Origin of the sequence: Streptomyces sp. NPDC017676 (assembly GCF_044329325.1) — a bacterium.
Lineage (GTDB): Bacteria > Actinomycetota > Actinomycetes > Streptomycetales > Streptomycetaceae > Streptomyces.
This window is the reverse complement of record NZ_JBIRJA010000009.1, coordinates 318,549-345,118: the sequence shown is the minus strand read 5'-3', so window position 1 is coordinate 345,118 and position 26,570 is coordinate 318,549. Positions and strand designations below refer to the sequence as shown.

General features: G+C 72.1%; 27 protein-coding genes and 1 tRNA gene. 18 read left to right on the top strand and 10 right to left on the bottom strand.

What is annotated here, in order from left to right; translation table 11 throughout:
- Position 1: 1 nt before the first annotated feature.
- On the bottom strand, positions 2 to 1,759 hold the full coding sequence (locus tag ACH4LD_RS21985) for a copper resistance protein CopC (RefSeq protein WP_398054923.1): 1,758 nt from the start codon (positions 1,757 to 1,759) through the stop codon (positions 2 to 4).
- A 262-nt stretch (positions 1,760 to 2,021) separates the two neighbouring features.
- Between ACH4LD_RS21985 and ACH4LD_RS21980 the strand changes: the two genes are divergently transcribed.
- The 4 genes from ACH4LD_RS21980 to ACH4LD_RS21965 all read left to right on the top strand — a co-directional run bounded on the left by ACH4LD_RS21980 (position 2,022) and on the right by ACH4LD_RS21965 (position 4,305).
- A complete protein-coding gene (locus tag ACH4LD_RS21980) occupies positions 2,022 to 2,615 on the top strand; it encodes an HhH-GPD-type base excision DNA repair protein (protein WP_132784969.1) in 594 nt (197 codons plus the stop codon).
- Positions 2,616 to 2,893: 278 nt separating this feature from the next.
- The gene (locus tag ACH4LD_RS21975) at positions 2,894 to 3,589 is read left to right on the top strand and encodes an HdeD family acid-resistance protein (RefSeq protein ID WP_132784968.1); all 696 of its coding nucleotides are present in this window, start codon (positions 2,894 to 2,896) and stop codon (positions 3,587 to 3,589) included.
- 216 nt (positions 3,590 to 3,805) lie between these two features.
- The gene (locus tag ACH4LD_RS21970) at positions 3,806 to 4,126 is read left to right on the top strand and encodes a hypothetical protein (RefSeq protein ID WP_132784967.1); all 321 of its coding nucleotides are present in this window, start codon (positions 3,806 to 3,808) and stop codon (positions 4,124 to 4,126) included.
- Positions 4,127 to 4,179: 53 nt separating this feature from the next.
- Positions 4,180 to 4,305: a hypothetical protein gene (locus tag ACH4LD_RS21965; RefSeq protein WP_014673632.1), complete on the top strand. Its 126-nt coding sequence runs from the start codon at positions 4,180 to 4,182 to the stop codon at positions 4,303 to 4,305.
- Between the two features lie 21 nt (positions 4,306 to 4,326).
- On the opposite strand, the gene ACH4LD_RS21960 is transcribed toward ACH4LD_RS21965, so the two are convergent.
- The gene (locus ACH4LD_RS21960) at positions 4,327 to 5,889 is read right to left on the bottom strand and encodes a helicase HerA-like domain-containing protein (protein WP_132784966.1); all 1,563 of its coding nucleotides are present in this window, start codon (positions 5,887 to 5,889) and stop codon (positions 4,327 to 4,329) included.
- 113 nt (positions 5,890 to 6,002) lie between these two features.
- On the opposite strand from ACH4LD_RS21960, the gene ACH4LD_RS21955 reads away from it, so the two are divergent.
- Positions 6,003 to 6,299 (top strand): type II toxin-antitoxin system VapB family antitoxin, encoded by a 297-nt coding sequence (locus ACH4LD_RS21955; RefSeq protein ID WP_004943146.1) that lies wholly within the window; start codon positions 6,003 to 6,005, stop codon positions 6,297 to 6,299.
- Positions 6,300 to 6,407: 108 nt separating this feature from the next.
- On the top strand, positions 6,408 to 7,046 hold the full coding sequence (locus ACH4LD_RS21950; protein WP_398054922.1) for a LytR C-terminal domain-containing protein: 639 nt from the start codon (positions 6,408 to 6,410) through the stop codon (positions 7,044 to 7,046).
- Between the two features lie 99 nt (positions 7,047 to 7,145).
- Here ACH4LD_RS21950 and upp read toward each other — a convergent pair whose 3' ends face one another.
- The gene (upp, locus tag ACH4LD_RS21945; protein ID WP_103817752.1) at positions 7,146 to 7,781 is read right to left on the bottom strand and encodes a uracil phosphoribosyltransferase; all 636 of its coding nucleotides are present in this window, start codon (positions 7,779 to 7,781) and stop codon (positions 7,146 to 7,148) included.
- A gap of 95 nt (positions 7,782 to 7,876) precedes the next feature.
- Here upp and ACH4LD_RS21940 point away from each other — a divergent pair, with 95 nt between their 5' ends.
- The 8 genes from ACH4LD_RS21940 to ACH4LD_RS21905 all read left to right on the top strand — a co-directional run bounded on the left by ACH4LD_RS21940 (position 7,877) and on the right by ACH4LD_RS21905 (position 12,540).
- Complete coding sequence (locus ACH4LD_RS21940; protein ID WP_103817753.1) at positions 7,877 to 8,122, top strand: hypothetical protein; 246 nt, start codon at positions 7,877 to 7,879, stop codon at positions 8,120 to 8,122.
- A 300-nt stretch (positions 8,123 to 8,422) separates the two neighbouring features.
- Entirely contained in the window at positions 8,423 to 8,953 is a 531-nt protein-coding gene (locus ACH4LD_RS21935; protein WP_132785103.1) for a hypothetical protein, read from the top strand.
- A gap of 59 nt (positions 8,954 to 9,012) precedes the next feature.
- Complete coding sequence (tadA, locus tag ACH4LD_RS21930) at positions 9,013 to 9,444, top strand: tRNA adenosine(34) deaminase TadA (RefSeq protein ID WP_398054987.1); 432 nt, start codon at positions 9,013 to 9,015, stop codon at positions 9,442 to 9,444.
- A gap of 56 nt (positions 9,445 to 9,500) precedes the next feature.
- Positions 9,501 to 9,585 (top strand) — tRNA-Ser (locus ACH4LD_RS21925).
- 158 nt (positions 9,586 to 9,743) lie between these two features.
- Positions 9,744 to 9,923, top strand: coding sequence for a hypothetical protein (locus ACH4LD_RS21920; RefSeq protein ID WP_103817756.1), 180 nt, complete (start codon positions 9,744 to 9,746; stop codon positions 9,921 to 9,923).
- 10 nt (positions 9,924 to 9,933) lie between these two features.
- A complete protein-coding gene (locus ACH4LD_RS21915; RefSeq protein ID WP_398054921.1) occupies positions 9,934 to 10,227 on the top strand; it encodes a Dabb family protein in 294 nt (97 codons plus the stop codon).
- Positions 10,228 to 10,425: 198 nt separating this feature from the next.
- Positions 10,426 to 11,262, top strand: coding sequence for an RNA polymerase sigma factor SigF (locus ACH4LD_RS21910; RefSeq protein WP_258056210.1), 837 nt, complete (start codon positions 10,426 to 10,428; stop codon positions 11,260 to 11,262).
- 336 nt (positions 11,263 to 11,598) lie between these two features.
- A complete protein-coding gene (locus tag ACH4LD_RS21905) occupies positions 11,599 to 12,540 on the top strand; it encodes an RNA polymerase sigma factor SigF (protein WP_398054920.1) in 942 nt (313 codons plus the stop codon).
- Positions 12,541 to 13,056: 516 nt separating this feature from the next.
- Here the strand turns inward: ACH4LD_RS21905 and ACH4LD_RS21900 are convergent.
- Positions 13,057 to 13,251, bottom strand: coding sequence for a hypothetical protein (locus ACH4LD_RS21900; protein WP_103817759.1), 195 nt, complete (start codon positions 13,249 to 13,251; stop codon positions 13,057 to 13,059).
- A 205-nt stretch (positions 13,252 to 13,456) separates the two neighbouring features.
- Between ACH4LD_RS21900 and ACH4LD_RS21895 the strand changes: the two genes are divergently transcribed.
- The 4 genes from ACH4LD_RS21895 to ACH4LD_RS21880 all read left to right on the top strand — a co-directional run bounded on the left by ACH4LD_RS21895 (position 13,457) and on the right by ACH4LD_RS21880 (position 17,953).
- Complete coding sequence (locus ACH4LD_RS21895) at positions 13,457 to 13,951, top strand: MarR family winged helix-turn-helix transcriptional regulator (RefSeq protein WP_398054919.1); 495 nt, start codon at positions 13,457 to 13,459, stop codon at positions 13,949 to 13,951.
- Positions 13,952 to 13,964: 13 nt separating this feature from the next.
- Positions 13,965 to 16,493: an MFS transporter gene (locus ACH4LD_RS21890; protein ID WP_398054918.1), complete on the top strand. Its 2,529-nt coding sequence runs from the start codon at positions 13,965 to 13,967 to the stop codon at positions 16,491 to 16,493.
- A gap of 102 nt (positions 16,494 to 16,595) precedes the next feature.
- On the top strand, positions 16,596 to 17,417 hold the full coding sequence (locus ACH4LD_RS21885) for a YceI family protein (protein WP_103817762.1): 822 nt from the start codon (positions 16,596 to 16,598) through the stop codon (positions 17,415 to 17,417).
- A gap of 68 nt (positions 17,418 to 17,485) precedes the next feature.
- Positions 17,486 to 17,953 (top strand): PPOX class F420-dependent oxidoreductase, encoded by a 468-nt coding sequence (locus ACH4LD_RS21880; RefSeq protein WP_132784959.1) that lies wholly within the window; start codon positions 17,486 to 17,488, stop codon positions 17,951 to 17,953.
- A 251-nt stretch (positions 17,954 to 18,204) separates the two neighbouring features.
- On the opposite strand, the gene ACH4LD_RS21875 is transcribed toward ACH4LD_RS21880, so the two are convergent.
- From ACH4LD_RS21875 to ACH4LD_RS21850, 6 genes are all read right to left on the bottom strand, one after another.
- Entirely contained in the window at positions 18,205 to 18,963 is a 759-nt protein-coding gene (locus ACH4LD_RS21875) for a TetR/AcrR family transcriptional regulator (protein WP_398054986.1), read from the bottom strand.
- Between the two features lie 69 nt (positions 18,964 to 19,032).
- On the bottom strand, positions 19,033 to 20,418 hold the full coding sequence (locus ACH4LD_RS21870) for an MFS transporter (RefSeq protein ID WP_398054917.1): 1,386 nt from the start codon (positions 20,416 to 20,418) through the stop codon (positions 19,033 to 19,035).
- A 62-nt stretch (positions 20,419 to 20,480) separates the two neighbouring features.
- Positions 20,481 to 22,673 (bottom strand): ArnT family glycosyltransferase, encoded by a 2,193-nt coding sequence (locus ACH4LD_RS21865; RefSeq protein WP_398054916.1) that lies wholly within the window; start codon positions 22,671 to 22,673, stop codon positions 20,481 to 20,483.
- A complete protein-coding gene (locus ACH4LD_RS21860; RefSeq protein WP_398054915.1) occupies positions 22,670 to 24,172 on the bottom strand; it encodes a glycosyltransferase in 1,503 nt (500 codons plus the stop codon). The genes ACH4LD_RS21865 and ACH4LD_RS21860 overlap by 4 nt, the downstream gene beginning before the upstream one ends.
- 14 nt (positions 24,173 to 24,186) lie before the next feature.
- Positions 24,187 to 25,788, bottom strand: a complete 1,602-nt coding sequence (locus ACH4LD_RS21855) for an ATP-binding protein (protein WP_398054914.1) — start codon at positions 25,786 to 25,788, stop codon at positions 24,187 to 24,189.
- Positions 25,785 to 26,525: a response regulator transcription factor gene (locus ACH4LD_RS21850; RefSeq protein ID WP_165951592.1), complete on the bottom strand. Its 741-nt coding sequence runs from the start codon at positions 26,523 to 26,525 to the stop codon at positions 25,785 to 25,787. Before ACH4LD_RS21850 ends, ACH4LD_RS21855 begins: the two co-directional genes overlap by 4 nt.
- Positions 26,526 to 26,570 lie beyond the last annotated feature (45 nt).

Below are 26,570 nucleotides of genomic sequence, written 5' to 3'. Positions count from 1 at the left end.
CCTACCGCGTCACCCGCACCGGTGCCGACACCGTCACCTGGTCCAGGTCCGACACGCGGACCGTCGCCTTCATCGTCCAGGTGCCGGGAAGGGGCACGGTGAAGGCGGGGGCGGACCAGTAGCCGCCGCGGTCGGTGAGCCTGGTGTCCAGGGGGCCGAGGCGCTGGGACGGGAGCGAGAGGGTGACGCGGAGCTCGGGGACCGTGGAGAGGCCGCCGTCGGGGCCGTAGATCACCGCCTGGAGCGAGTTGGTGCCGACACGGCCCGGGTCCAGGGTGAGCTGGACCTTGCCGTGGCCGCCGGGGGCGCCGGTGTCGAAGGGGATCGTGGTGACCGAGGCCGTCTGGACGCCCGTCGCCGCGGAGGGCGTGGACGAGGCGGACTCCGTCGCCGCGCGGCCGGGGACCGTGCTGGTCAGGAGGGTGGTCAGGGCCAGGACCAGCGCGGCGGCCACCGCCTCCAGCAGGACCGAGCGGCGCAGGAGGCGCAGGGGCGGGGCCGGGGGTGGTTCCGGGGGGAGTTCGGGGAGTGCGGGGCCGGTGGCCGGTTCGGGGACACGCGCGCGGACGGCGGCCCCCGCCGGACGGGCCAGGCGGGCCGTCCAGGTGCGGGAGCAGGCCGCAGCGAGGAGCAGCGCGGTGACCGCCGCCAGCTTCGCCAGGAGCGTGCGGCCGTACGTCGTGTCGGTCAGCGCCTGCCAGGAGCCCAGGCCGCGCCACGACTGGTAGACGCCGGTGACGACCAGGACCACCACCGAGGTGAACGCCAGGCGGGAGAAGCGGGCCGGGACCGAGGCCGGCAGGGTGGCCGGCGTGTCCGGGGCGCGCCGCAGTGTCCACACGAGCGCGGCCAGGCCGCCCAGCCAGGCCGCCATCGCCAGCAGGTGCAGGGTGGACGAGACGACCGCCGCCGGCACCTGGATGCCCGCCGAGGCGTGGTCGGACGCCGACCAGGTCAGGGCCAGGGCGACGGCGAGGACCGCGGCGGCCGCGAGGGTGGCGCGGCGCGGAAGCCTGACGCGGCGGGTTCTGAGGAGGGTGACGGCGGTCGCGGCCAGGAGCAGCAGCGCCAGGCGGAGGAGCAGGAGCCGGCCCGGGCGGGTCGTCGCCGTGTGGGTGAGGGCGGAGGGGGAGAAGGCGGTCGTCGGGGAGGCGGCCTCCTCGTAGGGGGCGCGCAGGACGTACACGGCGAGGGTGGAGGCCACCAGCGTCACCGCGGCGGCGAGGGCGGGGGCCCGCAGGTGGGCCGTCGTCGGCGGGCGGCAGTACGCCACGAACGCGGCCGTGCCCAGGAGGAGGGCCAGGGAGAGGTAGGCGAGGTAGCGCGCGATGGTGTGCAGGGCCGTGGTGGCCCCGTTCTCCGCGCGGTCCCGGGGCAGGGCCGCCGGGGCGGCCGTGCGTTTCCCCACCGAGAAGGTGAGCGCGCCGGACACCGGGTGGCTGTCGGCCGACACCACCCGCCAGGCGACCGTGTACGTCCCGGTGGCGAGCCGGGCCGGGAGGGCGACCCGCGCGGTGTCGGAGCGGCCGGCGGCGTGCCCGGCGGGACCGGTGCGGAGGCGGCGGTTCCCGGGGTCGTAGACCCGGAAGGAGTCGGTCAGCAGGCCGACCGACTCGGTGAAGGTGAGGGTGACGTGGCGGGGGGCGGTGCGCAGGACGGTTCCGTCGGCGGGGTCCGTCGCGCGCAGCACGGCGTGGGCCGAGGCGGGCGTCGCCGTGCCGAGGAGGAGAGCGGGGAGGAGGGCGGGGAGGAGGAGCACGAGCAGGAACGTGCCTGCCGAACGCCGTGACGGACCTCGTCGTCCTCGCGGTCGCCGGTCGCCGTCCCGGGCTCGCTCACGGTCTTCGCCGTGGGCTCCGTCGTGGTCCGCGTCGCGCAGCACCGTCAGCCTCCGTTCCCGCCGTGCTCCCGTGCCTCCCCCTAGGTACGGGGGGAACCGGCCGCGTGCTCACCGGACCGGACGGGTCGTCACTCCACCGCCCCAGCGGGCGGAGCCACCCCGCGCGCGGGATCATCGACGCATGGACGTCACCCTGCACCTCGCCCAGGACCCCGCGGCCGACGCGCTGCTCGGGCGCTCCGCGCTCGCCGCGCTGACCGGGATGCTGCTGGACCAGCAGATCCCCATGGAGTGGGCGTTCAAGGGACCCCGCACCATCGCCGACCGGCTCGGCGCGGACGACCTCGACGCGCACGAGATCGCGGCGATGGATCCCGAGGCCTTCGCCGCGCTGCTCTCCGAGAAGCCGGCGGTGCACCGCTACCCGGGCTCGATGGCGAAGCGGATCCAGCAGCTGTGCCAGTACCTCGTCGAGCACTACGACGGGGACGCGGAGGCGGTCTGGCGGAGCGTGGACAGCGGGGCCGAGCTGCTGCGACGGCTGGAGGACCTGCCGGGGTTCGGCAAGCAGAAGGCCCAGATCTTCCTGGCCCTGCTCGGCAAGCGGCTCGGCGTCGCGCCCGACGGCTGGCGGGAGGCCGCGGGTGCCTACGGCGAACCGGAGTCCTTCCGGTCCGTCGCCGACATCACCGGCCCCGAGTCCCTGGCCAAGGTCCGCGCCCACAAGCAGGAGATGAAGGCGGCGGCGAAGGCGGCCAAGGCGACGAAGAGGTAAGCCCGCCGGCGGGCTGCCGCCGGTGGCTGGCAGGGGCCCGGCGGAGACGGCCATGGGAGGGGTCCCGGCTCTGGACGGCCGAGTTCCGCCACGAGACGGAGAGCGGCCGTGGCCACCGGGCCCGGTACGACGCTCGGGTCTCACGACACGCTGGAGAAGGACTCCGGACGCTGCCCTCCGAACGGGACGGCCGCCCGCCTCACCACCGACCCGCCGCCCCATCACCCACTCGGCCCACCCCGCTCGCCCCCGCCGCCCGGCCGGTCTCAGCATGGGGCATGAGCGAGGTACCGAGCAGCGGTCCCGAGCGGGACCGGGCGTACGACGACCGGCACGTTCACGCGGGGGCATCACCGGGCGGCCACCCCGCCGCGGCGCCGCCCGGCACCCACCATGAACCGGAGCCGCCGTTCGAGGGCCCGCTGCACGCCCTGTCCCGGGCCGCCTGGCAGATCGTCCTGCTCACCGGCATCGGTTCCCTGGTGCTCGGCGTCCTGGTGCTGGTCTGGCCGGGCGCCTCCCTGCTGGCCGCCGGTGTGCTGTTCGGCCTCTACCTGCTGTACAGCGGGGTCCTCCAGCTGGTGTCCGCGTTCGGCACGCACCGGGCGACCTCCCTGCGCGTCCTCGCCTTCATCAGCGGCGCGCTGTCCATCCTGCTCGGCCTGTTCTGCTTCCGCGGGCCCATGCAGTCGATCCTGCTGCTCGCCCTGTGGATCGGCATCGGCTGGCTGTTCCGCGGCATCACGCAGACCCTGGCCGCCGTGCACGACTCCCGGATGCCCGCCCGGGGCTGGCAGATCTTCCTCGGGATCCTGACCTTCATCGCCGGGATCGTGCTCATCGACTCGCCGTTCGAGTCGGTGGCGGTGCTGACCCTCGTCGGCGGGATCTGGCTGGTCGCGGTGGGGATCGTGGAGATCGTGACCGCGTTCGGCATCCGCGGCCGGGCGCGCCGTGTACCGCAGACGCTCTGACCACCGCCGCGACCCACGCCGTACTCCCCACCGCTGCCGTCCCCGCGACCACTCCCCGCGCCGCCACCGCCCCGCTTCCAGCACCGGGACCACCACCCCGGCACAACCGCGACCGCCCCCATGGCCGCTGAACCACGCACACCCCATGTACTCCGGACGGGTGGATCTCGCCCCCGGCATGCTGCCCTTCCCGCGTGCCGCGGGAAAAGAGCCGGTGTGAGCAGGAGCAGGAGCACGCCCCGGGGCCGTACCTGGCTACGCGTCCTCGTGCTGCTCCTCGCCCTGTGGGTGCCCGGCGCGCATGTGCCCGCGCAGGCGGTGCCGGATCTCGCCGTGGCCGCCGAGACGGCCGAGCACGATGTGCTCGACACCCCGCTGCGGCCTCCCGCCCGCGCGCTCCACCGGGCCGACACGCCCGAGCGCCCCGCGCCGCTCCCCGCTCCGGCGCCCGCCGTCGTGGCGGCCCGTCCGGGTGCCGCCGCGCCCCGGGCGCCGTACACCGCACCCCTGCTGCGCACGGTGGTCCTGCGCTGCTGACGGACCCGCGTCACCGCGAGGTCAGTCGGCTCGACGCAAGGAGCAGCACAGCCATGCCCAAGGATCCCTACGCCGTCCTGCGCGCCCTGCTGCGCGCGGAGGCCCGGCGCGGTACGGCCCCCCGGCCGGACCAGCGGACACCGGAACCCCAGCGGTCGCCCGAGGAACGGGACCGTTGACCCGGCGCCGGCGGGGGCGGGCTACCGCCTCCGCCGGGCGGTGCCGAAGAGGGAACGGGTGATCTCGCGGCCGAGCTGGGTGCCGACCGAACGGGCCAGCGACTTGAACACCCCGCTGCTGACGACCTGTTCGACCAGCGACGGCTCCTCCCGGGGAGCGTGCCCGGCAGCAGGCTTCGGCGGCTGTTCCGCCGGCCGGGCGGCGCTCAGCCTCTCGTACGCCGACTCGCGGTCCACAGCCTGTGCATAACGGTCGTGGAGCGGGGAGTCACGGACCGCCCGGTCCAGTTCGGCGGGGTCCAGCGGACCCATCAGGGACCGCGGGGCACGCAGCCGGGTGGCCGCGACCGGGGTCGGCGCGCCGGTCTCGCCGAGCACGGTCACCACGGCCTCCCCGGTGCCCAGCCCGGTGAGCAGTTCCTCCAGGTCGTACGCCGATCTCGGGAAGGTCTGCACGGTCGCCCGCAGGGCCTTGTGGTCGTCGGGGGTGAAGGCGCGCAGGGCGTGCTGCACCCGGTTGCCGAGCTGGCCGAGGACGTCGCCGGGGACGTCCTTGGGAGTCTGGGTGACGAAGAAGACGCCGACGCCCTTGGAGCGGATCAGGCGGACCGTCTGGGTGATCGACTCCAGGAACGCCCTGGACGCGTCGTCGAACAGCAGGTGCGCCTCGTCGAAGAAGAAGACCAGCTTGGGCTTGTCGGCGTCGCCGATCTCGGGCAGGTCGTGGAAGAGGTCGGCGAGCAGCCACATCAGGAACGTCGAGAAGAGCAGCGGTTTGTCCTGCACCGCCGCGAGTTCCAGGACCGAGACGACGCCCCGCCCGTCCTCCGCCGTGCGCAGGAAGTCCGCCGTGCCGAACTCCGGCTCGCCGAAGAAGTCCGTCATGCCCTGCGCCTCGAAGGCCGTGAGGGAGCGCAGGATCACCCCGGCCGTGGCGCTGGACAGGCCGCCGATGTCCCTGAGTTCGGCCTTGCCCTCGTCGGAGGTGAGGAAGGCGACGACCGCGCGCAGGTCCTTGAGGTCGATCAGCTCCAGGCCCTTGGTGTCGGCGTAGTGGAAGATCAGGCCGAGGGACTGTTCCTGGGTCTGGTTCAGCCGGAGCACCTTCGCCAGCAGCACGGGGCCGAAGCTGGTGACGGTGGCCCGTACGGGGATGCCGTGGCCGAGGCCGCCGAGCGCGAAGAACTCCGCCGGGAAGCCGGCCGGGGTCCACTCCTGGCCCACGTCGGCGGACCGCTTGCGCACCCGCTCGTTCGGCTGCCCCGGCCGCGCGATGCCGGACAGGTCGCCCTTGATGTCCGCGAGGAACACGGGCACGCCCTGCGCCGACAGCTGCTCCGCGATCAGCTGGAGGGTCTTGGTCTTGCCGGTGCCGGTGGCGCCCGCGACCAGCCCGTGCCGGTTGAGCACGGGCAGCGGGATGCGGACCGGCGCGTCGGCGCGACACGCCCCGTCCCACAGGAGGGCGCCGAGATCGAGCGCGGGGCCGGTGAAGGCGTAACCGGAGGTGATCTTCCGGGCCTCCGCGGGCAGTGCGGGCGTCCCCTGCGGGCCGGCGGGCGGCACGGTCTCGCTGTCACTCATCTCCGACCCCTGTCCCCGTAGTTACCTATATGCCCGATTTGATCCATCTTTTCAAGCCTCGCACTCCGTCGCCATGGCTGCGCCCGGAACGTCTTGGCCGGTAGGCTTTCCGTGTGATCTTCAAGCGCATCGGAAACGGCCGGCCGTACCCCGACCACGGCCGGGAGAGCACCCGGCAGTGGGCGGACGTCGCGCCGCGCCCGGTCCGCCTCGATCAGCTCGTCACCACCAAGCAGCAGCTCGATCTGGAGACCCTGCTGGCGGAGGACTCGACGTTCTACGGCGACCTCTTCGCGCACGTCGTGAAGTGGCAGGGCGACCTCTACCTGGAGGACGGTCTGCACCGCGCGGTCCGCGCCGCCCTCCAGCAGCGCCAGGTGCTGCACGCGCGCGTGCTCGAACTCGACTGACCCGGCGCGACACGGCCGTTGGCCCTTTCGGGTTCCGCTGAGCGGCATCGAGCGGCATCGACTGATCATCTGATAGGCATCGCCGCTCGGGCGCACTACGCTGCGCCCATGAGCATGCTGACTCCCCCCGGCATGGGCGGCCAGTACCGCATCACGGGGGACAAATACCCTCGGATGCGTCCGCCCCGGCGGCGCGGCAGGCTCGTGGCCGTCGTGGTGGCGTCCGTCGCCGCCCTCGGCCTGATCGGCTGGGGCACGCTCCAGCTCATCGACGTCTTCACCGGCGGCGGCGACAAGTACACGGCGAGCCCTTCCACGACGGACTGCCGGACCAAGACCGCCGCGGCCCCCGCGGCCCAGGGCCATGCCCTGCCCAGGCCCGGCCAGATCACCGTGAACGTCTACAACGCGACCAAGCGCACGGGGCTCGCCAAGACCACCGCGGACGAGCTGAAGAAACGCGGCTTCAAGATCGGCGCTGTGGGCAACGCGTCGAAGCAGTACGACAAGAAGGTCAAGGGCACCGGGATACTCCTCGGCTCCGCCGCCGCGCAGGACACCTCACTGCGCGTCCTCGGCACCCAGCTCGACGGTGCGCAACTGCGCGCCGACAGCCGCAAGGGAGCCGACCTCGACCTCGTCATCGGCGACGCCTTCAAGGGGCTGTCGAAGCCGGCGGCCGCCGAGCAGGCGCTGACGACCCTGACCGAGCCGAAGCCGACGGCTTCCCCGAAGAAGGGCTGCTGAGGAGCGCCCCGGAAGGGGCGCGGGGAACTGCGCGACCGGCCACGACGCACCCGTACCCGCGGACGGCGCCCAGGCGGCATCCCCCCTGGGCGCGCAGAATTACTCGGCGGCCCCGTAGAGGCGGTCCCCCGCGTCCCCCAGCCCCGGCACGATGTACCCGAGCTCGTTGAGGTGGTCGTCGACGGCCGCCGTGACCACGGTGACCGGCGTCCCCGCCAGCTCCCGCTCCATGACCTCGACACCCTCGGGGGCGGCCAGCAGGACCACCGCCGTGACGTCGTCGGCGCCGCGCTTGATCAGTTCCTGGATCGCCGCGACCAGCGTGCCGCCCGTGGCCAGCATCGGGTCGAGGACGTACACCTGGCGGCCCGAGAGGTCCTCCGGCATGCGCGAGGCGTACGTGGACGCCTGGAGCGTCTCCTCGTTGCGGATCATGCCCAGGAAGCCCACCTCGGCGGTCGGCAGCAGCCGGACCATGCCGTCCAGCATGCCGAGACCGGCCCGCAGGATCGGCACCACCAGCGGACGGGGGCGGGCGAGCTTCACGCCCGTGGTCCGCGCGACCGGCGTCTGGATGTCGACGGCCTCGGTGCGCACGTCCCGCGTGGCCTCGTAGGCGAGCAGGGTGACCAGTTCGTCGGCGAGCCGCCGGAAGGTCGCGGAGTCGGTGCGCTGGTCGCGCAGCGTGGTGAGCTTGTGGGCGACCAGGGGGTGGTCGACGACATGGAGACGCATGCCCCTAACGGTACCTGCGCCCCGGTCCGCCCTCGCGCTGGCGTCAAACCGGCCATCCGGGGGAAAGTGGGAAGGACGGACTGGGGTGGTGTGACGTGTCTGACCTGCCTGACCTGCCCGCGGACGCCTCCGGGCCCACCGGCGACACGGCCGGCCCCGCTGCGCGGTCCGCGCGGACCGATTCCGACAAGCCCGAGAGCGAGAGCGAACGCCGGCGCCGCCGCGCGCAGTTCCTGCGCGAACTCGCCGAGGCCCGTGCGCTGCGCGCCCGCGTCCAGCCCCGGCGCGCCAAGGCCGCACGGTTGCGCCACGCGATGCGTATGCGGACGTTCCGCTGGTAGTCCCAGGGCCCGTTCGCGTGACGGAGGAGCCACGCTCGCGCCGGTGTCGGGAGGTGGGCGTGCGTGAGCGCCGGGAAAAGCCGCGTACGATCCGCAGGTGGCGGCAATGAGCGCGCTGGTGAGCCGATCACGGATCCACGATCGAAACAGCCAGACACAGGGAGCCGAAGACGTCCCCTGGAGGCCTTGTTTCTGCCACGATTCCGAGTGGGTGGGGCTCGGAGCCCAGCTCTCTCCGCCCAAGTACCTCCGCCGGGGGGACCCCCAACCGGCACGCCTATGACCAGTGGGAGAGTCACGGTGTACTTCGCCGCACTGCTCGCGCGCACCGAAGACGGGTGGGAAGCGAGCGACACAGAGCTCGACGATGTGGAGACCCTGTCGGATCTGGCCGACCTGGCCCGGGAAGCCTCTCCCGACGAGGACACGGTGCTCGTCCTGATCGAGCAGGAGGACGCCTGGTTCGGTGTCGTCCGCGTGGACGGCGAGGACGACCCTCGCATCTACGTCTCGGACGCCGCCGCCGCCCAGCGCAGCGCGTACGGGGAGCTGCTGCTCACCGACGAGCTGCTCGGCCGGGAGCCCGGCGCGGACGACGGTCCGGACCTGGACTCCCTGGACCTCGACGGCACCGAGGACGGCGAGTCCGAGGACGACGAGGAGGAGGGTGCCGCCACCGACGCGGTGCCGCACAGCCCGGTGGGCGACAGCGAGATCCTGGACGACCTGGGCATCAGCGAGAAGGAGCTGCGCGCGCTGGACGCCGACGACGCGCTGAACACGATCGCCGAGGCGCTGGGTGCCTCGGAGGTGCTGGAGACCGTCCGCTGACCACGCCACAGCGGGCGCAGGGCACGCCGGACCCGGTGCGGGACCCCTGGCGGGCCGCGATGCGGCTCGCTCTGGACGAGGCCGGGCTGGCCGCCCGGGGCGGGGACGTCCCGGTCGGCGCCGTCGTGCTGTCCCCGGACGGTACGACGGTGCTCGGTGCGGGGCACAACGAGCGTGAGGCCACCGGTGATCCCACGGCCCACGCCGAGATCCTCGCGATCCGGCGGGCGGCGGCCCGGCTCGGGGAGTGGCGGCTGACCGGCTGCACGCTCGTCGTCACGCTGGAGCCGTGCACGATGTGCGCGGGCGCGCTCGTCCAGTCCCGGGTGGACCGGGTGGTCTACGGCGCCCGCGACGAGAAGGCGGGTGCGGCCGGTTCCCTGTGGGACGTGGTGCGCGACCGCCGGCTCAACCACCGGCCGGAGGTCATCGAGGGTGTGCTCGCGGCGGAGTGCGCCCGGCTCCTCACCGAGTTCTTCCGTGCCCGCTGAGCCGCCGCCCGATACCGATTTCGAACCACGGCCTCCCGTGCTGTAGGGTCTCCCTCGGTAGCGTGTCCGAGCGGCCGAAGGAGCTCGCCTCGAAAGCGAGTGTGGCGCAAGTCACCGAGGGTTCAAATCCCTCCGCTACCGCTCACAGAAGGGCCCCGTCGACCGGCGGGGTCTTTCTCGCGTTCCGGGCACAACGCGCGTGCGACGGCGCGCTGTTGGCCGCAGGCGAAGGCCAGAACGTTACACTCGCGGCCGGCGGGCAGCAGGGGCCCGAGGGCGCTGGTACAGGGGAGGCCGCGATGGCGGTGAACGCCAAGAAGATCGCCGTGTACGTGCTCGTGGTCTTCGCGCTGTACGTGATCATCACGGATCCGGCCAAGGCGGCCGACTACGTGCAGATAGGCTTCGAGGGCATATCGGACGCCGCGAAGGCCATCGGCGACTTCATGACCTGGGTCGCCCACGGAGGAAAGAGCTGAGGTACACCCCATGATCCGCCACCTGGTCCTCTTCAGGCTCAACGAGGGCGTCGAGCGCGACGATCCGCGGGTCGTGGCGGGTGTGGAGGCCTTCCGGGCCCTCGGCGGCCGGATCGAGGAGCTGCGGTTCTGGGAGTGCGCCTGGAACATCAGCGACCGGCCGATCGCCTACGACTTCGCGATCAACTCGGCCGTCGAGGACGCCGACGCCCTCAAGCGCTATCTGGAGCACCCGGCCCACCAGGCGGGCGTCGCGCTGTGGCGGGAGTTCGCCACCTGGGTGATCGCCGACTACGCGTTCTGAGCCCCCCGCCCGCCAGCACCCCTCGCCGCTGCGGCGAGGGGTTTTTCGTGGTCGCTGCGAGACCTTTTCCGGCGATGCGTACCCAACTCGTGGGAGTTTGAACCACAACACGGGGTTATCGGGTGCTTGCACACGGTGCACATGTCTTGTGATGCTATGACCGCTTTTGACGGATGATTGACCGATGAAGAGGTGGCGTTGACCGTGTCGGCCAGTACTGCGCCGCCCCACGAAGAGGCGTCCACTCCGACCCCGCCGGCCCCCGAGAAGCGCCGCGGCGCGGACACCCGGGCCCTGACCCAGGTGCTGTTCGCCGAACTGAAGGACCTCACCCCCGGCACGCCGGAGCACAACCGGGTGCGCGGAGCGCTGATCGAGGCGAACCTCCCGCTCGTACGCTACGCCGCCGCCCGCTTCCGCTCCCGCAACGAGCCCATGGAGGACGTCGTCCAGGTCGGCACCATCGGACTGATCAACGCCATCGACCGCTTCGACCCCGACCGGGGCGTGCAGTTCCCGACCTTCGCGATGCCCACCGTGGTCGGCGAGATCAAGCGGTACTTCCGGGACAACGTCCGCACGGTCCACGTCCCGCGCCGGCTGCACGAGCTGTGGGTGCAGGTCAACAGCGCCACCGAGGACCTGACCACGCTCTACGGCCGCTCGCCGTCCACCGCCGAGATCGCCGACCGGCTCCGGATCAGCGAGGACGAGGTGCTCAGCTGCATCGAGGCGGGACGCTCGTACCACGCCACCTCGCTGGAGGCCGCCCAGGAGGGCGACGGACTGCCCGGACTGCTCGACCGGATCGGCTACGAGGACCCGGCCCTGGACGGCGTGGAACACCGCGACCTGGTCCGCCATCTCCTCGTCCAGCTCCCCGAGAGAGAACAGCGCATCCTTCTCCTGCGCTACTACAGCAATCTCACCCAGTCACAGATCAGCGCGGAACTCGGCGTCTCCCAGATGCATGTCTCACGGCTCCTCGCCCGTAGCTTCCAGCGGCTGCGTTCCGCAAATCGGATCGACGCATAGCCGCAGCAGACGCCGTGGCGCCTGATGCATAGCGGGCGCACGGAAGCACGCCCCGAACACCACTGCATCGCAAACCCGATCGAGCGTTAACCGGCGCGGGCGAATCGCTCACCAGGGCTGTTGCCGACAGTTCGGACCCGAAAAGCCGTCAGACCCCTTGTTTGCAGGGCCGATTCGGATCTCACATGTCGACATGTCGGTACAGCGCGTTGCCGACATGTGACATTCTGCGGGAAGCGCGTTTGCCGTGGCTCCGGCTCCGGTATTCAGGTGAAGGCTGCGTTGCTCGAAAGAGACGGCGCCGCCGCGACCGTCCCGCGACCCAAAGGGGGTGGCATGTCCGCAGACCAGGGCAGCTCGAAGGTGCTGACGCCCACGATGAGCGAGGCAGCGCCCAAGGAGCTCGACGCTCTCGACGTCCTCGACGGCTTCGAGGGTGTCACGGCCCTCGAAGCCGTGCCGTCCCCGGCCGCCGGCCCGGCCGCCGAAGCTGTCCCGGCCGCGCAGGTCCCGGCCACCATCGACACCCGCACCCTGTCCCGCTCGCTGTTCCTGCGCCTGGCCGCGCTGGGCGAGGACAGCCCCGAGCGGGCGTACGTCCGGGACACATTGATCGAGCTGAACCTGCCGCTGGTCCGCTACGCGGCGGCGCGGTTCCGCTCGCGCAACGAACCGATGGAGGACATCGTCCAGGTCGGCACCATCGGCCTGATCAAGGCGATCGACCGGTTCGACTGCGAACGGGGCGTGGAGTTCCCGACGTTCGCGATGCCGACCGTCGTGGGCGAGATCAAGCGGTTCTTCCGCGACACCTCCTGGTCGGTGCGCGTCCCGCGCCGGCTCCAGGAGCTGCGCCTGGCCCTCACCAAGGCCAGCGACGAGCTGTCCCAGAAGCTGGACCGCTCCCCCACGGTGACCGAGCTGGCCGCCGTGCTCGGTGTCTCCGAGGAGGACGTGGTCGACGGCCTCGCGGTCGGCAACGCCTACACCGCCTCCTCCCTCGACTCCCCGGCCCCCGAGGACGACGGCGGGGAGGGCTCGCTCGCCGACCGGCTCGGCTACGAGGACACCGCCCTGGAGGGCGTGGAGTACCGGGAGTCCCTCAAGCCGCTGCTGGCCAAGCTCCCGCCCCGGGAGCGCCGGATCATCATGCTGCGCTTCTTCGCCAACATGACCCAGTCGCAGATCGGCGAGGAGGTCGGCATCTCCCAGATGCACGTCTCCCGTCTGCTGACCCGGACGCTGGCGCAGTTGCGGGAGGGCCTGATCTCGGACTGACGCTTCCCGTCCGCTTCCCGTCCGACGAAGCGTCAGTCACCGTGACCGGATGCTTCGTACCGGGATGCTTTGTACCGGGATGCTTTGTACCGGGATGCTTCGTACGACGACATGAACGTGTGGCCGCCGAGGCGCCGTGACGGCAGCGTCGGCGGTCGTCGTCTGTCCGGGCGGGGTGGCCGTCGCGTGCACGGGCGGTGGTCCGGGCGGCGGCCGCACCGCGGTCGGCGCGGGGCCGGGCGGCCCGACGGCCGTACCGCCGTCCGGCTCGGTGATACTCGTGCCGCTCGACGGGGCAAGGGCCGCGGTGCACCCGGAGGCGCCCCGCACGCGACCGGCTCCGCCGCGCGTACGCGGGGATCGATCCCGTCCGGCGGTCCGCGCTCCGCCCCGCCGGCGCCGGCGCCGCCCGGCGAGGACAGCACCGGCACTTCGCGGCCCCGCGGCGGCCCGGGGGGTCGTACGACTCCGCCGGCGGCCTCGCCGAGCCCGCCACCTCTCCGAGCCGCGTGTGTCCTACCTGACGGCCAGCCAGGCGACGCCGGCCACCACCACGAGCGCCACGATCACGCCGATGATCAGACCGACCCTGGGGCCGGAGGAGGCCGCCTGCTGCTGGGGCCCCTGGGGAGCCTCGTCGACGAACGCGCGGAACATCTGGGTGCTGCCTGCGGGGTCGTAATTGCCCTGGGGGCCCTGGGTGTTAGCCATGGCCCGAGACCCTAGCGAATCCCGGTGACCGACCCAAGTGCGGGGCCACCGGGACAGACGGGGGCACGCCACCCGCAGTCACCTGCATATTTACGGTCGCAATACTTGCCTTTGCCAAGTTTTTGCGCCGTCGATCCCGTGGTTGTTTGCCTTCAGCAACCAAGCAGTCTTATGGTTGCCCCAAGCAACGAATACGGGAGGTGTGATGGCCGAGCAGGCGCAGTTCGAAGAGCTGGCGCGTCAGCTCAGTGCCGTCGGAGCCGTGAAACGGGACATGGGGCGGATCCTGCCGCCCGACTGCCCGGCCGGTTCGGCCGCCGTGCTGACCCTGCTCGGCCGCCACGGCGACATGCGCATGAGCAAGCTCGCGGAGTTGCTCTCCGTGGACATGTCGGTCACCAGCCGGCATGTCGCGCACGTCGCCGCACGCGGCTGGATCGAGCGGCACCCCGACCCCGCGGACAAGCGCTCGCGCATCCTGCGCCTGACGCCCGCGGGCCTGCACCAGCTCGACGACCTGTCCCGGCGGACCACGCACCTGCTGGCCGAGCGGCTGGCGGACTGGACCGACGAGGACGTCGACGAGCTGATCCGCCTGATGACGCGTCTGCGCGCGTCCTTCGGCGACTGCCGGTCCGCCCCGCTGCGGCTCCCCGCCCCCGTAGACGAAAAGACCACCCGTACACCCGCAAGCACGTAAGAAAAGGAAGCCCATGGCAACGACCACACCAGCCGGTGTGCGGGCTCACGCCAAGCACGGGGGAGGCTCCCACGGCGACGCCCCGATGACCCACCGGCAGATCATGGAGGCACTGTCCGGGCTGCTGCTCGGCATGTTCGTGGCGATCCTGTCGTCCACGATCGTCTCCAACGCCCTGCCGCACATCATCGGGGACCTCGGCGGCGGCCAGTCCGCCTACACCTGGGTGGTCACCGCCGCCCTGCTGTCGATGACCGCGGCCACTCCCCTGTGGGGCAAGCTCGCCGACCTGTACAGCAAGAAGGCTCTCGTCCAGATAGCCCTGATCATCTACGTGGTCGCCTCGATGGCGGCCGGTCTGTCGCAGAACCCCGGCATGCTCATCACCTTCCGGGTGTTCCAGGGCATCGGCGTCGGCGGTCTGTCCGCCCTGGCGCAGATCGTCATGGCGGCGATGATCTCCCCGCGTGAGCGCGGCCGGTACTCCGGCTACCTGGGTGCCACCTTCGCCGTCGCCACCGTCGGCGGCCCGCTGCTCGGCGGTGTCATCACCGACACCTCCTGGCTGGGCTGGCGCTGGTGTTTCTACGTCGGCGTCCCCTTCGCCATCCTCGCGCTGATCGTCCTCCAGAAGACCCTGCACCTGCCCGTCGTCAAGCGGGAGGTCAAGGTCGACTGGGGCGGCGCGACCCTCATCTCCGCCGCCGTCTCCCTGCTGCTGGTCTGGGTCACCTTCGCCGGCGACAAGTACGACTGGCTGTCCTGGCAGACCTACGCGATGGTCGGCGGTTCGATCGTCCTCGGCGCGCTGTTCGTGCTCGTCGAGTCCAGGGCGAGCGAGCCGATCATCCCGCTGCGCCTGTTCAGGAACCGCACGATCACGCTGGCGTCGCTCGCCTCGCTGTTCGTCGGTATCGCGATGTTCTCCGGCACCGTCTTCTTCAGCCAGTACTTCCAGCTGGCCCGCGACAAGTCCCCGACCATGTCGGGCGTCCTGACCATCCCGATGATCGGCGGCCTGTTCGTCTCCTCGACCGTCTCGGGTCAGTTCATCACCCGCACCGGCCGCTGGAAGGCGTGGCTGGTCAGCGGTGGCGTGCTGGTCACGGCCGGCCTGCTGCTGCTCGGCGGCATCCGGTACGACACCGACTACTGGAAGATGGCCATCTTCATGGCGCTGCTGGGTCTCGGCATCGGCATGATGATGCAGAACCTGGTCCTCGCCACGCAGAACCAGGTCTCCCCCTCCGACCTCGGCTCGGCCAGCTCCACGGTCACCTTCTTCCGCTCCCTCGGCGGTGCGGTCGGCGTCTCCGCGCTGGGTGCCGTGATGTCCCGCCGGATCACCCACTACGTCCAGGACGGCGTCGCCGACCTGAGCCCGAAGTACCAGAAGGCCCTGGCCGGCGGCTCCGGTTCGACCGACAGCATCCCGGACATGAACGCGCTCCCGAAGCCCATCCGGACGCTGCTGGAGAGCGCCTACGGCCACGGCATCGCCGACGTCTTCCTGATCGCCGGCTGCCTCGCCGCCGTCGCCTTCCTGATCACGCTGTTCATCAAGGAGGTCCCGCTGAAGACCAAGGGCGCGCTCGCCCAGGCCGCCGAGTCCCCCGTGACCGACCCGGCCGCCGCGCCGGCCGTCGCCGAGGCCCAGGTCCCGGCCGCCGCACCGGTCCCGGCCGCGGTCGCCGCCTCCACCGAGGCCGGCCCCGACGGCACGGCCACCGCCACCCGGCCGATGGCGGCCGTCGCCACGGTCGCCGAGCCCGGCGGTTCCGGCGGCACGCCGGTGCACGGCTTCGTCCGCGGCGCCGAGAGCGCCCCGGTCCCGCAGGCCGCGGTCACCCTGATCTCGCTGTCCGGCCGCCAGCTGGGCCGCGCGGTCGCCCAGGCCGACGGCTCCTACGGGCTCGACGCCCCGGGCACCGGCAGCTACGTCCTGATCGCCTCCGCCGACGGCTACCAGCCGCAGGCCTCCACCGTCGTGGTGGGCGAGGAACCGCTGTCGTACGACATCCTGCTCAGCGGCACCAGCGGGCTGACCGGTGTGGTCCGGGCCGCGGGCAGCGCGCTGCCGGTCAAGGACGCGATGGTGATCGTCACCGATGTGCGCGGTGACCTGCTGGCCACCGCCGCCACCGGGGAGCAGGGCGACTTCGCCCTCACCGACCTGGTGCCCGGCACCGTGACCGTCGCGGTCAACGCGAGCGGGTTCCGGCCGCGCGCCCTGCCGGTCGAGGTCGGCGCCACCGGGGTCACCCGGATCGAGGTCGACCTGGACGCCGGCGCCCGGCTCCAGGGTGTCGTCCGGGCCCCGCACGGCCCGCTGGCCGACGCCCGGGTGACCCTGGTCGACCAGGCCGGCAACGTGGTCGGCACCGCCACCACCGGCACGGACGGGGCGTACGCCTTCACCGACCTGGACAGCGGCGAGTACACCGTCATCGCCACGGGTTACCCGCCGGTGGCGACGGCCCTGACCGTCTCCGGCACCGGAGTCGACGGCCACGACATCGAACTCGCCCACCCCGGCGAGTAGTTCGACCCCGGCCCGTGGCGGCGCGCGCCTTGAGCGGAGGGCGCGCCCGCCACGGGCCGGTCTCATACGACCATTTTTGAGCTTTTTTCAGGGAGAAACGGGATGGGACTGACCGCGAAGATCCGTACGCGGGACGGGTGGGCCGTGTCGCACGCGGTCGTCACGGTGACCGACATGACCGGCACGCAGGTGCTGCGGGCCGAGGCGGACACCGAGGGGGCCGTACGGGACACCACCGAGCTGGCGCCGGGGGCGTACACCGTGATCGTGACCGCCGTCGGCTACGCGCCCGCCGCGTCCAGCGCGATCGTCACCGCGAGCGGCCGGGCCGAGGTCGGCACGGTCACACTGGCCCGGCAGGGCGGCACCGAGCTGCCGCCGCCCGGCCCCTGGACCATCGACCCGGCCCACTCCTCCGTCGGCGCGGTCGCCCAGCACCTGGGCATCTCCAGCGTGCACGGCCGGTTCACGGAGTTCGGCGGCACGATCGAGATCGCGCCCGACGACGTCACCAAGTCCCGCGTGGAGGCGGTGATCAGGGCCGCGTCCATCGACACCGGCAACGGCATGCGCGACACGCACCTGCGCTCCGCGGACTTCCTCGACGTCGAGAACCACCCCGAGATCACCTACCGCTCCACGGGACTGACGCAGGCCGGCTCCGACCGCTGGACCGTGCACGGCGAGCTGTCCCTGCACGGGGTCGTACGACCCGTCGACCTGGACCTGGCCTACCTGGGCACCGGCGCCGACCCGTGGGGCGGCACCCGCGCCGCGTTCCGGGCCACCACCGAACTGCACCGCGAGGACTTCGCGATGAACTACAACCAGGTCCTCCAGGCGGGCATCGCCGCCATCGGCACGACGCTGAAGGTGGAGCTGGACATCCAGGCGGTCCAGGGGGACTCCCTGCCCCAGGCGTAGGCACGGGCCTTGGACATAGGCACAGCGGGGTCAGCCACCGGGGCACCCGCTGCCCCTAGGCTGCCCCCATGGCACCGAACATCGCTACCAACACCCGTGTATCGCTGGACGAGCTGCTGGACTTCGTACGCCCCCGGCACCGCGCCCTGCTGATCACGCGCCGGTCCGACGGCTCCCCCCAGGCGTCCCCGCTGACCTGCGGCGTCGACGACTCCGGCCGGATCGTCGTCTCGACCTACCCCGAGCGGGCCAAGACCCGCAACGCCAAGCGGGACCCCCGGGTCGCCCTGGTCGTCCTCAGCGACGACTGGAACGGCCCCTGGGTCCAGATCGACGGCACGGCCGAGGTCATCGACACGCCCGACTCGGTGGAGCCGCTGGTCGAGTACTACCGCAACATCGCCGGCGAACACCCCGACTGGGACGAGTACCGCCAGGCGATGGTCAAGCAGGGCAAGTCCATCATCCGCGTAACCCCCGAACGGTGGGGCCCCGTAGCGACCGGCGGCTTCCCCGCACGGCTCGTGTCCGAGTGATCGCCACCCCGGCCTCGCCGGACCCGGCGGACGGAGTCCGGCGCAGCGCTCCGAAGCCTGCGCAGCAGTGCGAGGGCCGCAGACGAAAGGGGCCCGCCAGGCAATGGTCAAGCAGGGCAAGTCCATCACCCGCGTGACCCCCGAACGGTAGGGCCCCGTAGCGACCGGCGGCTTCCCCGCACGGCTCGCGTCCAGGTCGGCTGGTGTCCGGGTAATCGCCAGTCCGGGACGGTGGGGCCCCGTTGGGCCGGTCAGCCGCGGGTGACCATCGCCTCTATGCCCGCGACCAGCAGGTCCAGGGCGAAGGTGAAGTCGCGGTCCAGCATCTCGGCGACCGTGTCGCCGCCGCGCGCCGCCATGAGGTCCTTGGACTCCTGCATCACGTCGGCGGTACCGGGGACCTCGTCCACCATGGACATGGCCTGCTCGAAGTACTCGTCGGGGCTCAGCCCCGTGTCCGCTATCCGGGTCAGGAAGTGACCCTCGATCGTGCCGAAGCCGTACACGAACTGGAAGACCGCCGAGATCGCCCCGGTCACCCCGTGCGAGGGCAGCCCGGCCCGGCGGACGACCCGCTGGACCACCCGGGAGAACGCCAGGGAGTTCGGGCCGATGTTGAGGAAACGGCCGGCCAGCGGGGACAGCCAGGGGTGGCGGACCAACAGCGCCCGGTACGCGGTGGCCAGCGCGCGCAACTGCTCCCGCCAGTCCTCGTCCGCGCTCTCCGGGTCGGGCAGCCGCAGTTCGGCGTAGGTGGCGTCCAGGGCGAGTTCGAGCAGGTCGTCCTTGGTGTCGACGTACCAGTACAGGGACATCGCGGTGACGTTCAGCTCGGCCGCCAGCCGCCGCATGGAGAATCTGGCGAGGCCCTCGGCGTCCAGCAGCCGCACGGACGCCGCGGTGATCCGCTCCCGGTCCAGCCCGGACGGCTGCCCACTGCGCCCACCGCGCCGGACCCTGCCCTCCAGCCACACGCTGTCCCGCGCCGACCGACCTGCCTGCTTCGTCACCGGCGGCCCTTCCTCGATTCCGCTCACGGTTCCAACCTAAGGGGCACGACTACCCACCGGCCCGGGCCACTAGGCGGACACCCGTTCCGCCCGCCGCAACAGCCCCGCTGCCACGAACCCACCGACCAGCACGGCCACGGCCCCCACCAGCTGACCGGCGCCCAGCCCGGCGGACAAGGACTCCCCCGACGCGACCGAAGAGCTGAGCACCGCGCCCAGTACGGCCACCCCGAGCCCGTTCCCGAATTCGGCGAGGGTGCCGTTGATCCCGGCCCCCACCCCCGCCTTCTCCGGGGGGATCGCGCTCATGATGGCGTGTGCCATCGCCGGATTCGCCACCGCGCACCCCGCGCCGATCAGCAACAGCCCGAGCAGCGTCCCCGCGTACCCCCCGGAGTCCACCTCCGCGATCGACACCAGGCCCCCGGCCATGCACACCATCCCCAGCGCGATCGACGCCGGCGTGCCCAGCCGTGCCGACCACTTCGCCGACAGCCCGGTGAAGTTGAGCGCCACCACGGTCAGCGCCAGCGGAGCGGTCCGCAGGCCGGCCTCCAGCGGCTCGTACCCGAGCACGAACTGGAGGTGCTGGGTCAGCAGGAACAGCGCGCCGCCCATCCCGAACACGATGAGCACGGCCCCGGCGACCGCACCCGTGAACCGCGGGTCCCGGAAGAAGTGGAGGTCGAGCATCGGTTCGTCGGTCCTGCTCTCCCACCAGGCGAAGGCGCTCAGCACGAGCACCGCCACGGCCGCCGTGCCGAGCACGCGCGCCGAGGTCCAGCCGTGCTCCGGCCCGGAGATGATCGCGTACACCAGCGAGGCCATGCCGATGGTGGACAGCACCGCGCCCGGCAGGTCCGGGCGGTCACCCCGTGGGTTCTTCGACTCCGGTACGAGCACCACCACCGCGGCCAGGCCGAGCGCGGCGACCGGGATGTTGATCAGGAAGATCGCGCCCCACCAGAAGTGGTCGAGCACGAAGCCGCCGATCAGCGGGCCGCCGGCGAAGCCCAGCGCGTTGACGGCGCTCCAGATGCCGATCGCCTTCGGCTGCTCCTCTGGGGCGAAGATCTGCATCGCCACGGCCAGCGTGGTGGTCACCAGCAGCGCGCCGCCGATGCCCATCCCGGCCCGCGCGGCGATGAGCTGACCGGTGCTGCCGGCGAGTCCGGCCACGAGCGAACCGAGGCCGAACAGGGCGAGCCCGGCGATCAGCATCTTCTTGCGGCCGTAGCGGTCGGCGGCGCTTCCCGCGGTGAGCAGCAGGCCGGACTGCACCAGGGAGTACGCGTTGATCATCCACTGGATGTCGGAGGTCTCCGCGTGGAGTTCCCGGGTGAGGGAGGGGATGGCCACGTTCAGGACCGTGTTGTCGAGCAGCACGGTGAGCTGCGCGAGACAGATGACGCCGAGGATCAGCCAGCGTTGGGGATGGCCTTGGGGGGTGGACATGCCGTACACCGTATAGCTGACGCTATACGGTGTACAACGCGTTTCCCGGTCAGCCGGCCGCCTCAGTCACCCGCCTTCTGCGTGAGGTCGTAGAACGTGGCCGATCCCACCGTCACCTTCTTGAAGGTGCTCTGGATCCACGAGCTGATCTGCGAGGCGGTGCCACTGTTGCCGCCGCCCATGCCACCGCCGGCGATGAAGTAGTGGATCCTCCCCTCCTCGACGTACTTCCTGAACTGGGCGAGCGTCGGGGACGGGTCGGTGCCGTTGAAGCCGCCGATCGCCATCACCGGGTCGCCGGTGGCGAGCTGGTAGCCGGCCGCGTTCTGCGAGCCGATGGACGCGGCGACCCAGGTGTACCGCGAGGCGTCCTTCTCCAGCAGCTTCTTGGCCTCGGACGACACGCTCGCGCCGTTCAGCAGACCGCCGACACCCCCGGCGCCGCCCCGGCCGCCCTCGCCCGTCCGGCCGCCGCCGGGGAAGCCGAAGCCGTTGCCGTTCCGCTGGCCTTGTTGACCCTGCTGGCCCTGCCGGCCCGGCTGCGTCGGGGCGCCCCCGCCGAAGCCACCGCCGCCCGGGAAGCCGTCGCCCTGCTGACCTTGCTGGTTCCGCTGCCCCTGGCCGCCCGGCATCCCGCCGCCGAAGCCGCCCCGCAGACCGCCACCGGGACCCCCGCCCCGGCCGCCCATCACGCTCGCGCCCGCCGGACCGGCCGTGACGATCGAACCGGTGTGCCCTTCCTGGAGCGTGCTCAGGGTGTACGCCGTGGGCCCGGCCAACGCGGCCACGAGACCCACCGCCGCCGCGCCGAGGGCCAGTTGCCGGGAGATCCGGCCGGCGAAGACCAGGCCGAGCGCCGCGGTCAGCCCGCCGATCAGGACCAGCCACTTCAACCAGGGCAGATAGTCGGGGGTGCGGTTGAGCAGGACGTACCCCCAGGCCGCCGCCGCGACCACGGACGCGGCGAGCGCGATCGACGCCCACGGCTCCCGCCGCCGTTCCCACAGCAGCCCGGCGCCCATCCCGACGACGGCGGCCAGGTAGGGGGCGAGCGCCACGGTGTAGTACTGGTGGAAGATGCCCGCCATGTAGCTGAAGACCACCGTGGTCATCAGCAGCGAGCCGCCCCAGACCAGGAACGAGGCACGGGTGACGGACGTCCTGCGGGCCTTGCGGGTGGCCACCAGGCCGGCGACGAGCAGGATCAGCGCGGCGGGCAGCAGCCAGGAGATCTGGCCGCCGATCTCGGAGTTGAACATCCGGTCCCAGCCGGTCTCGCCCCACATGCCGGAGCCGCCCGCGCCGCCACCGCCGCCGCCCACGCTGCCGGTCTCCTCGCCGTTGAGACGGCCGAGCCCGTTGTAGCCGAAGGTCAGCTCCAGGAAGCTGTTGTTCTGCGAGCCGCCGATGTACGGGCGGGACGACGCCGGCCACAGCTCGACGACCGCGACCCACCAGCCACCCGAGACGACCAGCGCGAGTGTCGCCGCGGCGAGCTGCCCGAACCGCTTCCGCAAGGACACCGGCGCGCAGACCGCGTACACGACCGCCAGCGCCGGCAGGATCAGGAACGCCTGGAGCGTCTTGGCGAGGAACGCGAAGCCGATCGCGACCCCGGCCCACACCAGCCACTTCGTACGGCCGTCCTCCAGGCCCCGGACGACGAGGTAGCAGGCCACCGACATCAGCAGGGCCAGCATCGCGTCCGGGTTGTTGAACCGGAACATCAGCGCCGCGACCGGCGTGAGCGCCAGCACCGCGCCCGCGACCAGGCCGGCCACCGGGCTGAACCGGCGGCGCACGGCCGCGTACACGACGGCGACCGTCGCCACGCCCATCAGCACCTCGGGCGCCAGGATCGCCCATGAGTTCAGGCCGAAGACCCTGACCGACAGCTCCATCGGCCACAGCGAGGCCGGCGGCTTGTCGACGGTGATCGCGTTGCCCGCGTCCAGCGAGCCGAAGAAGAACGCCTTCCAGGACCTGCTGCCCGCCTGGACGGCCGCGGAGTAGAAGGAGTTGGCGTAGCCGGAGGCGCTGAGGTCGTACAGGTACAGCACGAGGGTGGTGGCGAGCAGCCCGAGGAGGGCCGGGCGGACCCAGCGGGGGTCCTCGGGCCGGCCGCGCCACAGTCTCCGTACGAACGGCTGCCTCGGCTCACCGGCCCGGGGGCCCGGCGGGGGCGCGGTCGGTGGCGGACCCCAGTCGGCCGCGGCGCCGTGCTCGGTCGTCGGCGGGTCGTAGTGCGTGGTCATCGGGCATCCCCCGGGTCGGTGTCATGAGGGCGTACCGGCTGCGACCGCGTGGTCGTGTCGGTGACGCCGCTCCAGTTGCCGTCCGCGGCCTCGTCGGCGCGGAACTGAGTGGTCCGGTACGGCTGCGGCGCCGCGACCGGCCGCTGCGGGAGCGGTGCGTACGGAGCCGTGGCGCGGTCGGCCGGGGCGTACGGAGCCGGCGCGCGGTGGGCCGGGGCGGACGGTGTGTGCGCGGTGGCCACCGGGGCCGACAGGGACTCCCTCCGCTCCGGGAAGACCCAGGCACGGAAGAGCAGGAACCGCAGCACGGTGGCCGCCAGGTTGGCCGCGACGAGCACCGCGAGCTCGGTGGAGTGCGCCGGGCTGTGCGTGGCCGTGTTCAGGGCGGCGAGCGAACCGCTGGTCAGCACGAGACCGATGCCGAACACGACCAGGCCCTGCGCCTGGTGCCGTACCGCGCCGCCCCGGCCGCGCACCCCGAAGGTGAGCCGGCGGTTGGCGGCCGTGTTGGCCACGGCAGAGACCAGCAGGGCGAGCGCGTTGGCGAGCTGCGAGCCGCAGAACTGCCGGAAGAGGCTGTACAGCAGCAGGTAGAAGAGGGTCGACAGGACGCCGACCACGCAGAAGCCGACCAGCTGGCGGGCGAGTCCCCGGGGCACGTCGGTGAGTTCGCGGTCGCGCGGGTCGTCACCGAAGGGCCGGGTCAGCCGGTCCAGCGGCAGCGAACCGGTGGTCAGCGCCCTGCCGACCCGCCACACGCCCTTCAGGTCGTCGGTGGCGGTCTTCACGATGTGCACGGTGGAGTCGGGGTCGTCGACCCAGTCCACCGGCACCTCGTGGATCCTGAGCCCGGCCCGCTCGGCGAGCACCAGCATCTCCGTGTCGAAGAACCACCCGGTGTCCTCCACCAGGGGCAGCAGCACCTGCGCCACATCGCGCCGGATCGCCTTGAACCCGCACTGCGCGTCCGAGAAGCGGGCCTGGAGCGAGCCGCGCAGGATCAGGTTGTAGGCCCGGCTGATGAACTCCCGCTTGGGGCCGCGCACGACCCGGGAGGTGCGGGCGAGCCGGGAGCCGATCGCCAGGTCGGAGTGGCCGGAGATCAGCGGCGCCACCAGCGGCAGCAGGGCGTTGAGGTCGGTGGACAGGTCGACGTCCATGTAGGCGAGGACCGGGGCGTCCGACGCCGACCACACGGTCCGCAGCGCCCGCCCCCGCCCCTTCTGCTCCAGACGGACGCTGCGGACCTCCGGGATCTCCGCCTCCAGCCGTGCCGCCACCAGCGGGGTGGTGTCCGTGGACGCGTTGTCCGCGATCGTGACGCGGAACGCGTACGGGAAGGTGCGCGTGAGGTGCTCGTGCAGTCTGCGGACGCACGGCTGGAGGTCCTTCTCCTCGTTGTAGACGGGGATCACTACGTCCAGGACAGGCGTTCCGGCGTCTGCGGCCGGGAGGTGCTCCCGCGCCGGCAGGGTGCCGGGAGAAGAGTCGGTTCGCATGGCACCGACTGTTCTCAACTGCCCTGTCGCACCCATGTGGTGGCACTGTGCTGTGCCTGTGAGTCCGATCGTCCGCTCGTTCCGGGCTCCGGCCGGGGCACGGCCGGGCCGAGGGCGGGCAGGTGCACGGTGAACACCGTGCGGCCGGGGACGCTGTCCACCGTGACGGTACCGCCGTGCGCGGCCGCCACCGCCTGCACGATCGCGAGCCCGAGCCCCGTGGACCCGGTGGCGCGCGAGCGCGCGGAGTCCCCGCGGGCGAACCGCTCGAAGACGTGCGGGAGCAGCTCCGCCGGGATCCCCGGCCCGTTGTCCTCGACGTCCACGCACATCCACGGCCCGCGCCGCCGCACCCGCGCGGTGACCGTCGTACCGGGCGGGGTGTGATTGCGGGCGTTGCCCAGCAGGTTGACCAGCACCTGCTGCAACCGGGCCGCGTCCGCCGACACCGGCGCGGGCTCGTCGGGCAGTTCGAGCCGCCAGACGTGGTCCATGCCGGCCGCGCGGGCGTCGCTGACGGTGTCCACGACGAGCGGTACGAGATCGGTCTGCTCGAACCGCAGCGGCCGCCCGGCATCCAGCCGGGCGAGCAGCAGCAGATCCTCCACCAGCAGGGTCATCCGACCCGCCTCCGACTCGATCCGTCCCAGCGCGTGCCGGGTGTCGGGGCCGACCTGCTCCCGGCCGCGCCGGGTGAGCTCGGCGTACCCCCGGATGGAGGCGAGCGGCGTCCGCAGCTCGTGACTGGCGTCGGCGACGAACTGCCGTACCCGCGTCTCGCTCCGCTGCCGGGCGTGCAGGGCGCCGTGGACGTGGTCCAGCATGCGGTTGAGCGCGGCACCGACCTGCCCGACCTCGGTGTGCGGATCGCACTCCGCCTCCGGGACCCGCTCGCTGAGGTTCACCTCGCCGCTGTGCAGGGGGAGTTCGGACACCCGGGTGGCGGTGGCGGCGACCTTGCGGAGGGGGCGGGTGGCGACGCCGACGAGCACGTACCCCGCGATGGCGGCGGCGACGAGACCGGCGGCGGTGACACTGATCTCGACGAGGATCAGCGTGTTGATCGTGTTGCCGACCGTCTCGGTCGGCAGGGCGACGTAGTAGGTGCCCTCGGCTCCGGTGACGTACCGCGCGAGGTACTCACCCAGGCCCGGGATGACGACGGTGTGCGTGCCCGTGGTGGGCACCTTGTTCAGGGCGGCCTTCTGCTCGTCGCTGAGGGCGACGGCGATGTTGCGCTGGAACGGGCCGTCGTCAGGGGCCTGCTTGGCGATGACCGCCCGGGTGACCGTGCCGTCGGGCCCGACGTCGGCGGCGATGGTCTGCCGCTGCGTCGGCCCCTTGACGAACCCGGTGAGCCGGTCCGTCAGCCCGGAGTCGCTCATGCCGCCGGGCTTCACGGGTCCCGACAGGCGCTTGCCGGCCTCCGCCACCTGCCCGTCCAGTTGTTCGTACAGGTGCGAGCGCAGCGCCAGCGTGGTGACCGTGCCGATCACGGCGCACACCACGGCGATCAGCGTCACGGACGCGACGACGAGCCGCGTCCGCAGCGTGCGCGGCTGTCCGGCCCGTCGCCTCCGCCGCCGCTGCGGACCCGTCCGTCGCCGCCCGCTCATGACGCGGCGGGCTTGATCAGATAACCGGCCCCCCGCCGGGTGTGGATCATCGGCTCCCGACCGGCGTCGATCTTCCGCCGCAGATAGGAGATGTACAGCTCGACCACATTGGCCTGCCCGCCGAAGTCGTACGACCACACGCGGTCCAGGATCTGCGCCTTGCTCAGCACCCGCCGGGGGTTGCGCATGAGGAAGCGCAGCAGCTCGAACTCGGTGGCGGTCAGATGGATGTTCTCCCCGCCCCGCGACACCTCGTGGCTGTCCTCGTCCAGGGTCAGATCGCCCACGACGAGCACGGAGTCGGACCGCCGGTCGGCGGCCCCCGACCGGCGGATCAGCCCGCGCAGCCGTGCGACGACCTCTTCGAGACTGAACGGCTTGGTGACGTAGTCGTCCCCGCCGGCGGTGAGCCCGGCGATACGGTCCTCCACCGCGTCCTTGGCGGTGAGGAAGAGGACAGGCACATCGGGCAGCTCGCGCCGCAGCCGGCCGAGGACGCTCAGCCCGTCCATGTCCGGCAGCATCATGTCGAGCACGACGGCGTCGGGCCGGAACTCACGGGCCGTCTGGATGGCCCCCTGCCCGTCCCCCGCACTCCTGATCTGCCAGCCCTCGTAACGGAGGGCCATGCTCAGCAGTTCGGTGATCGACATCTCGTCGTCCACCACCAGCACGCGGACGGGGCTCCCGTCCGGCCTCAGCAGTTCGGTGCGCCCCTGGGGCGAGGTCGTGGTCATGCTGGACACCTTGTCGGTGCCCTCTGAGAACACGCTTTCACGAAT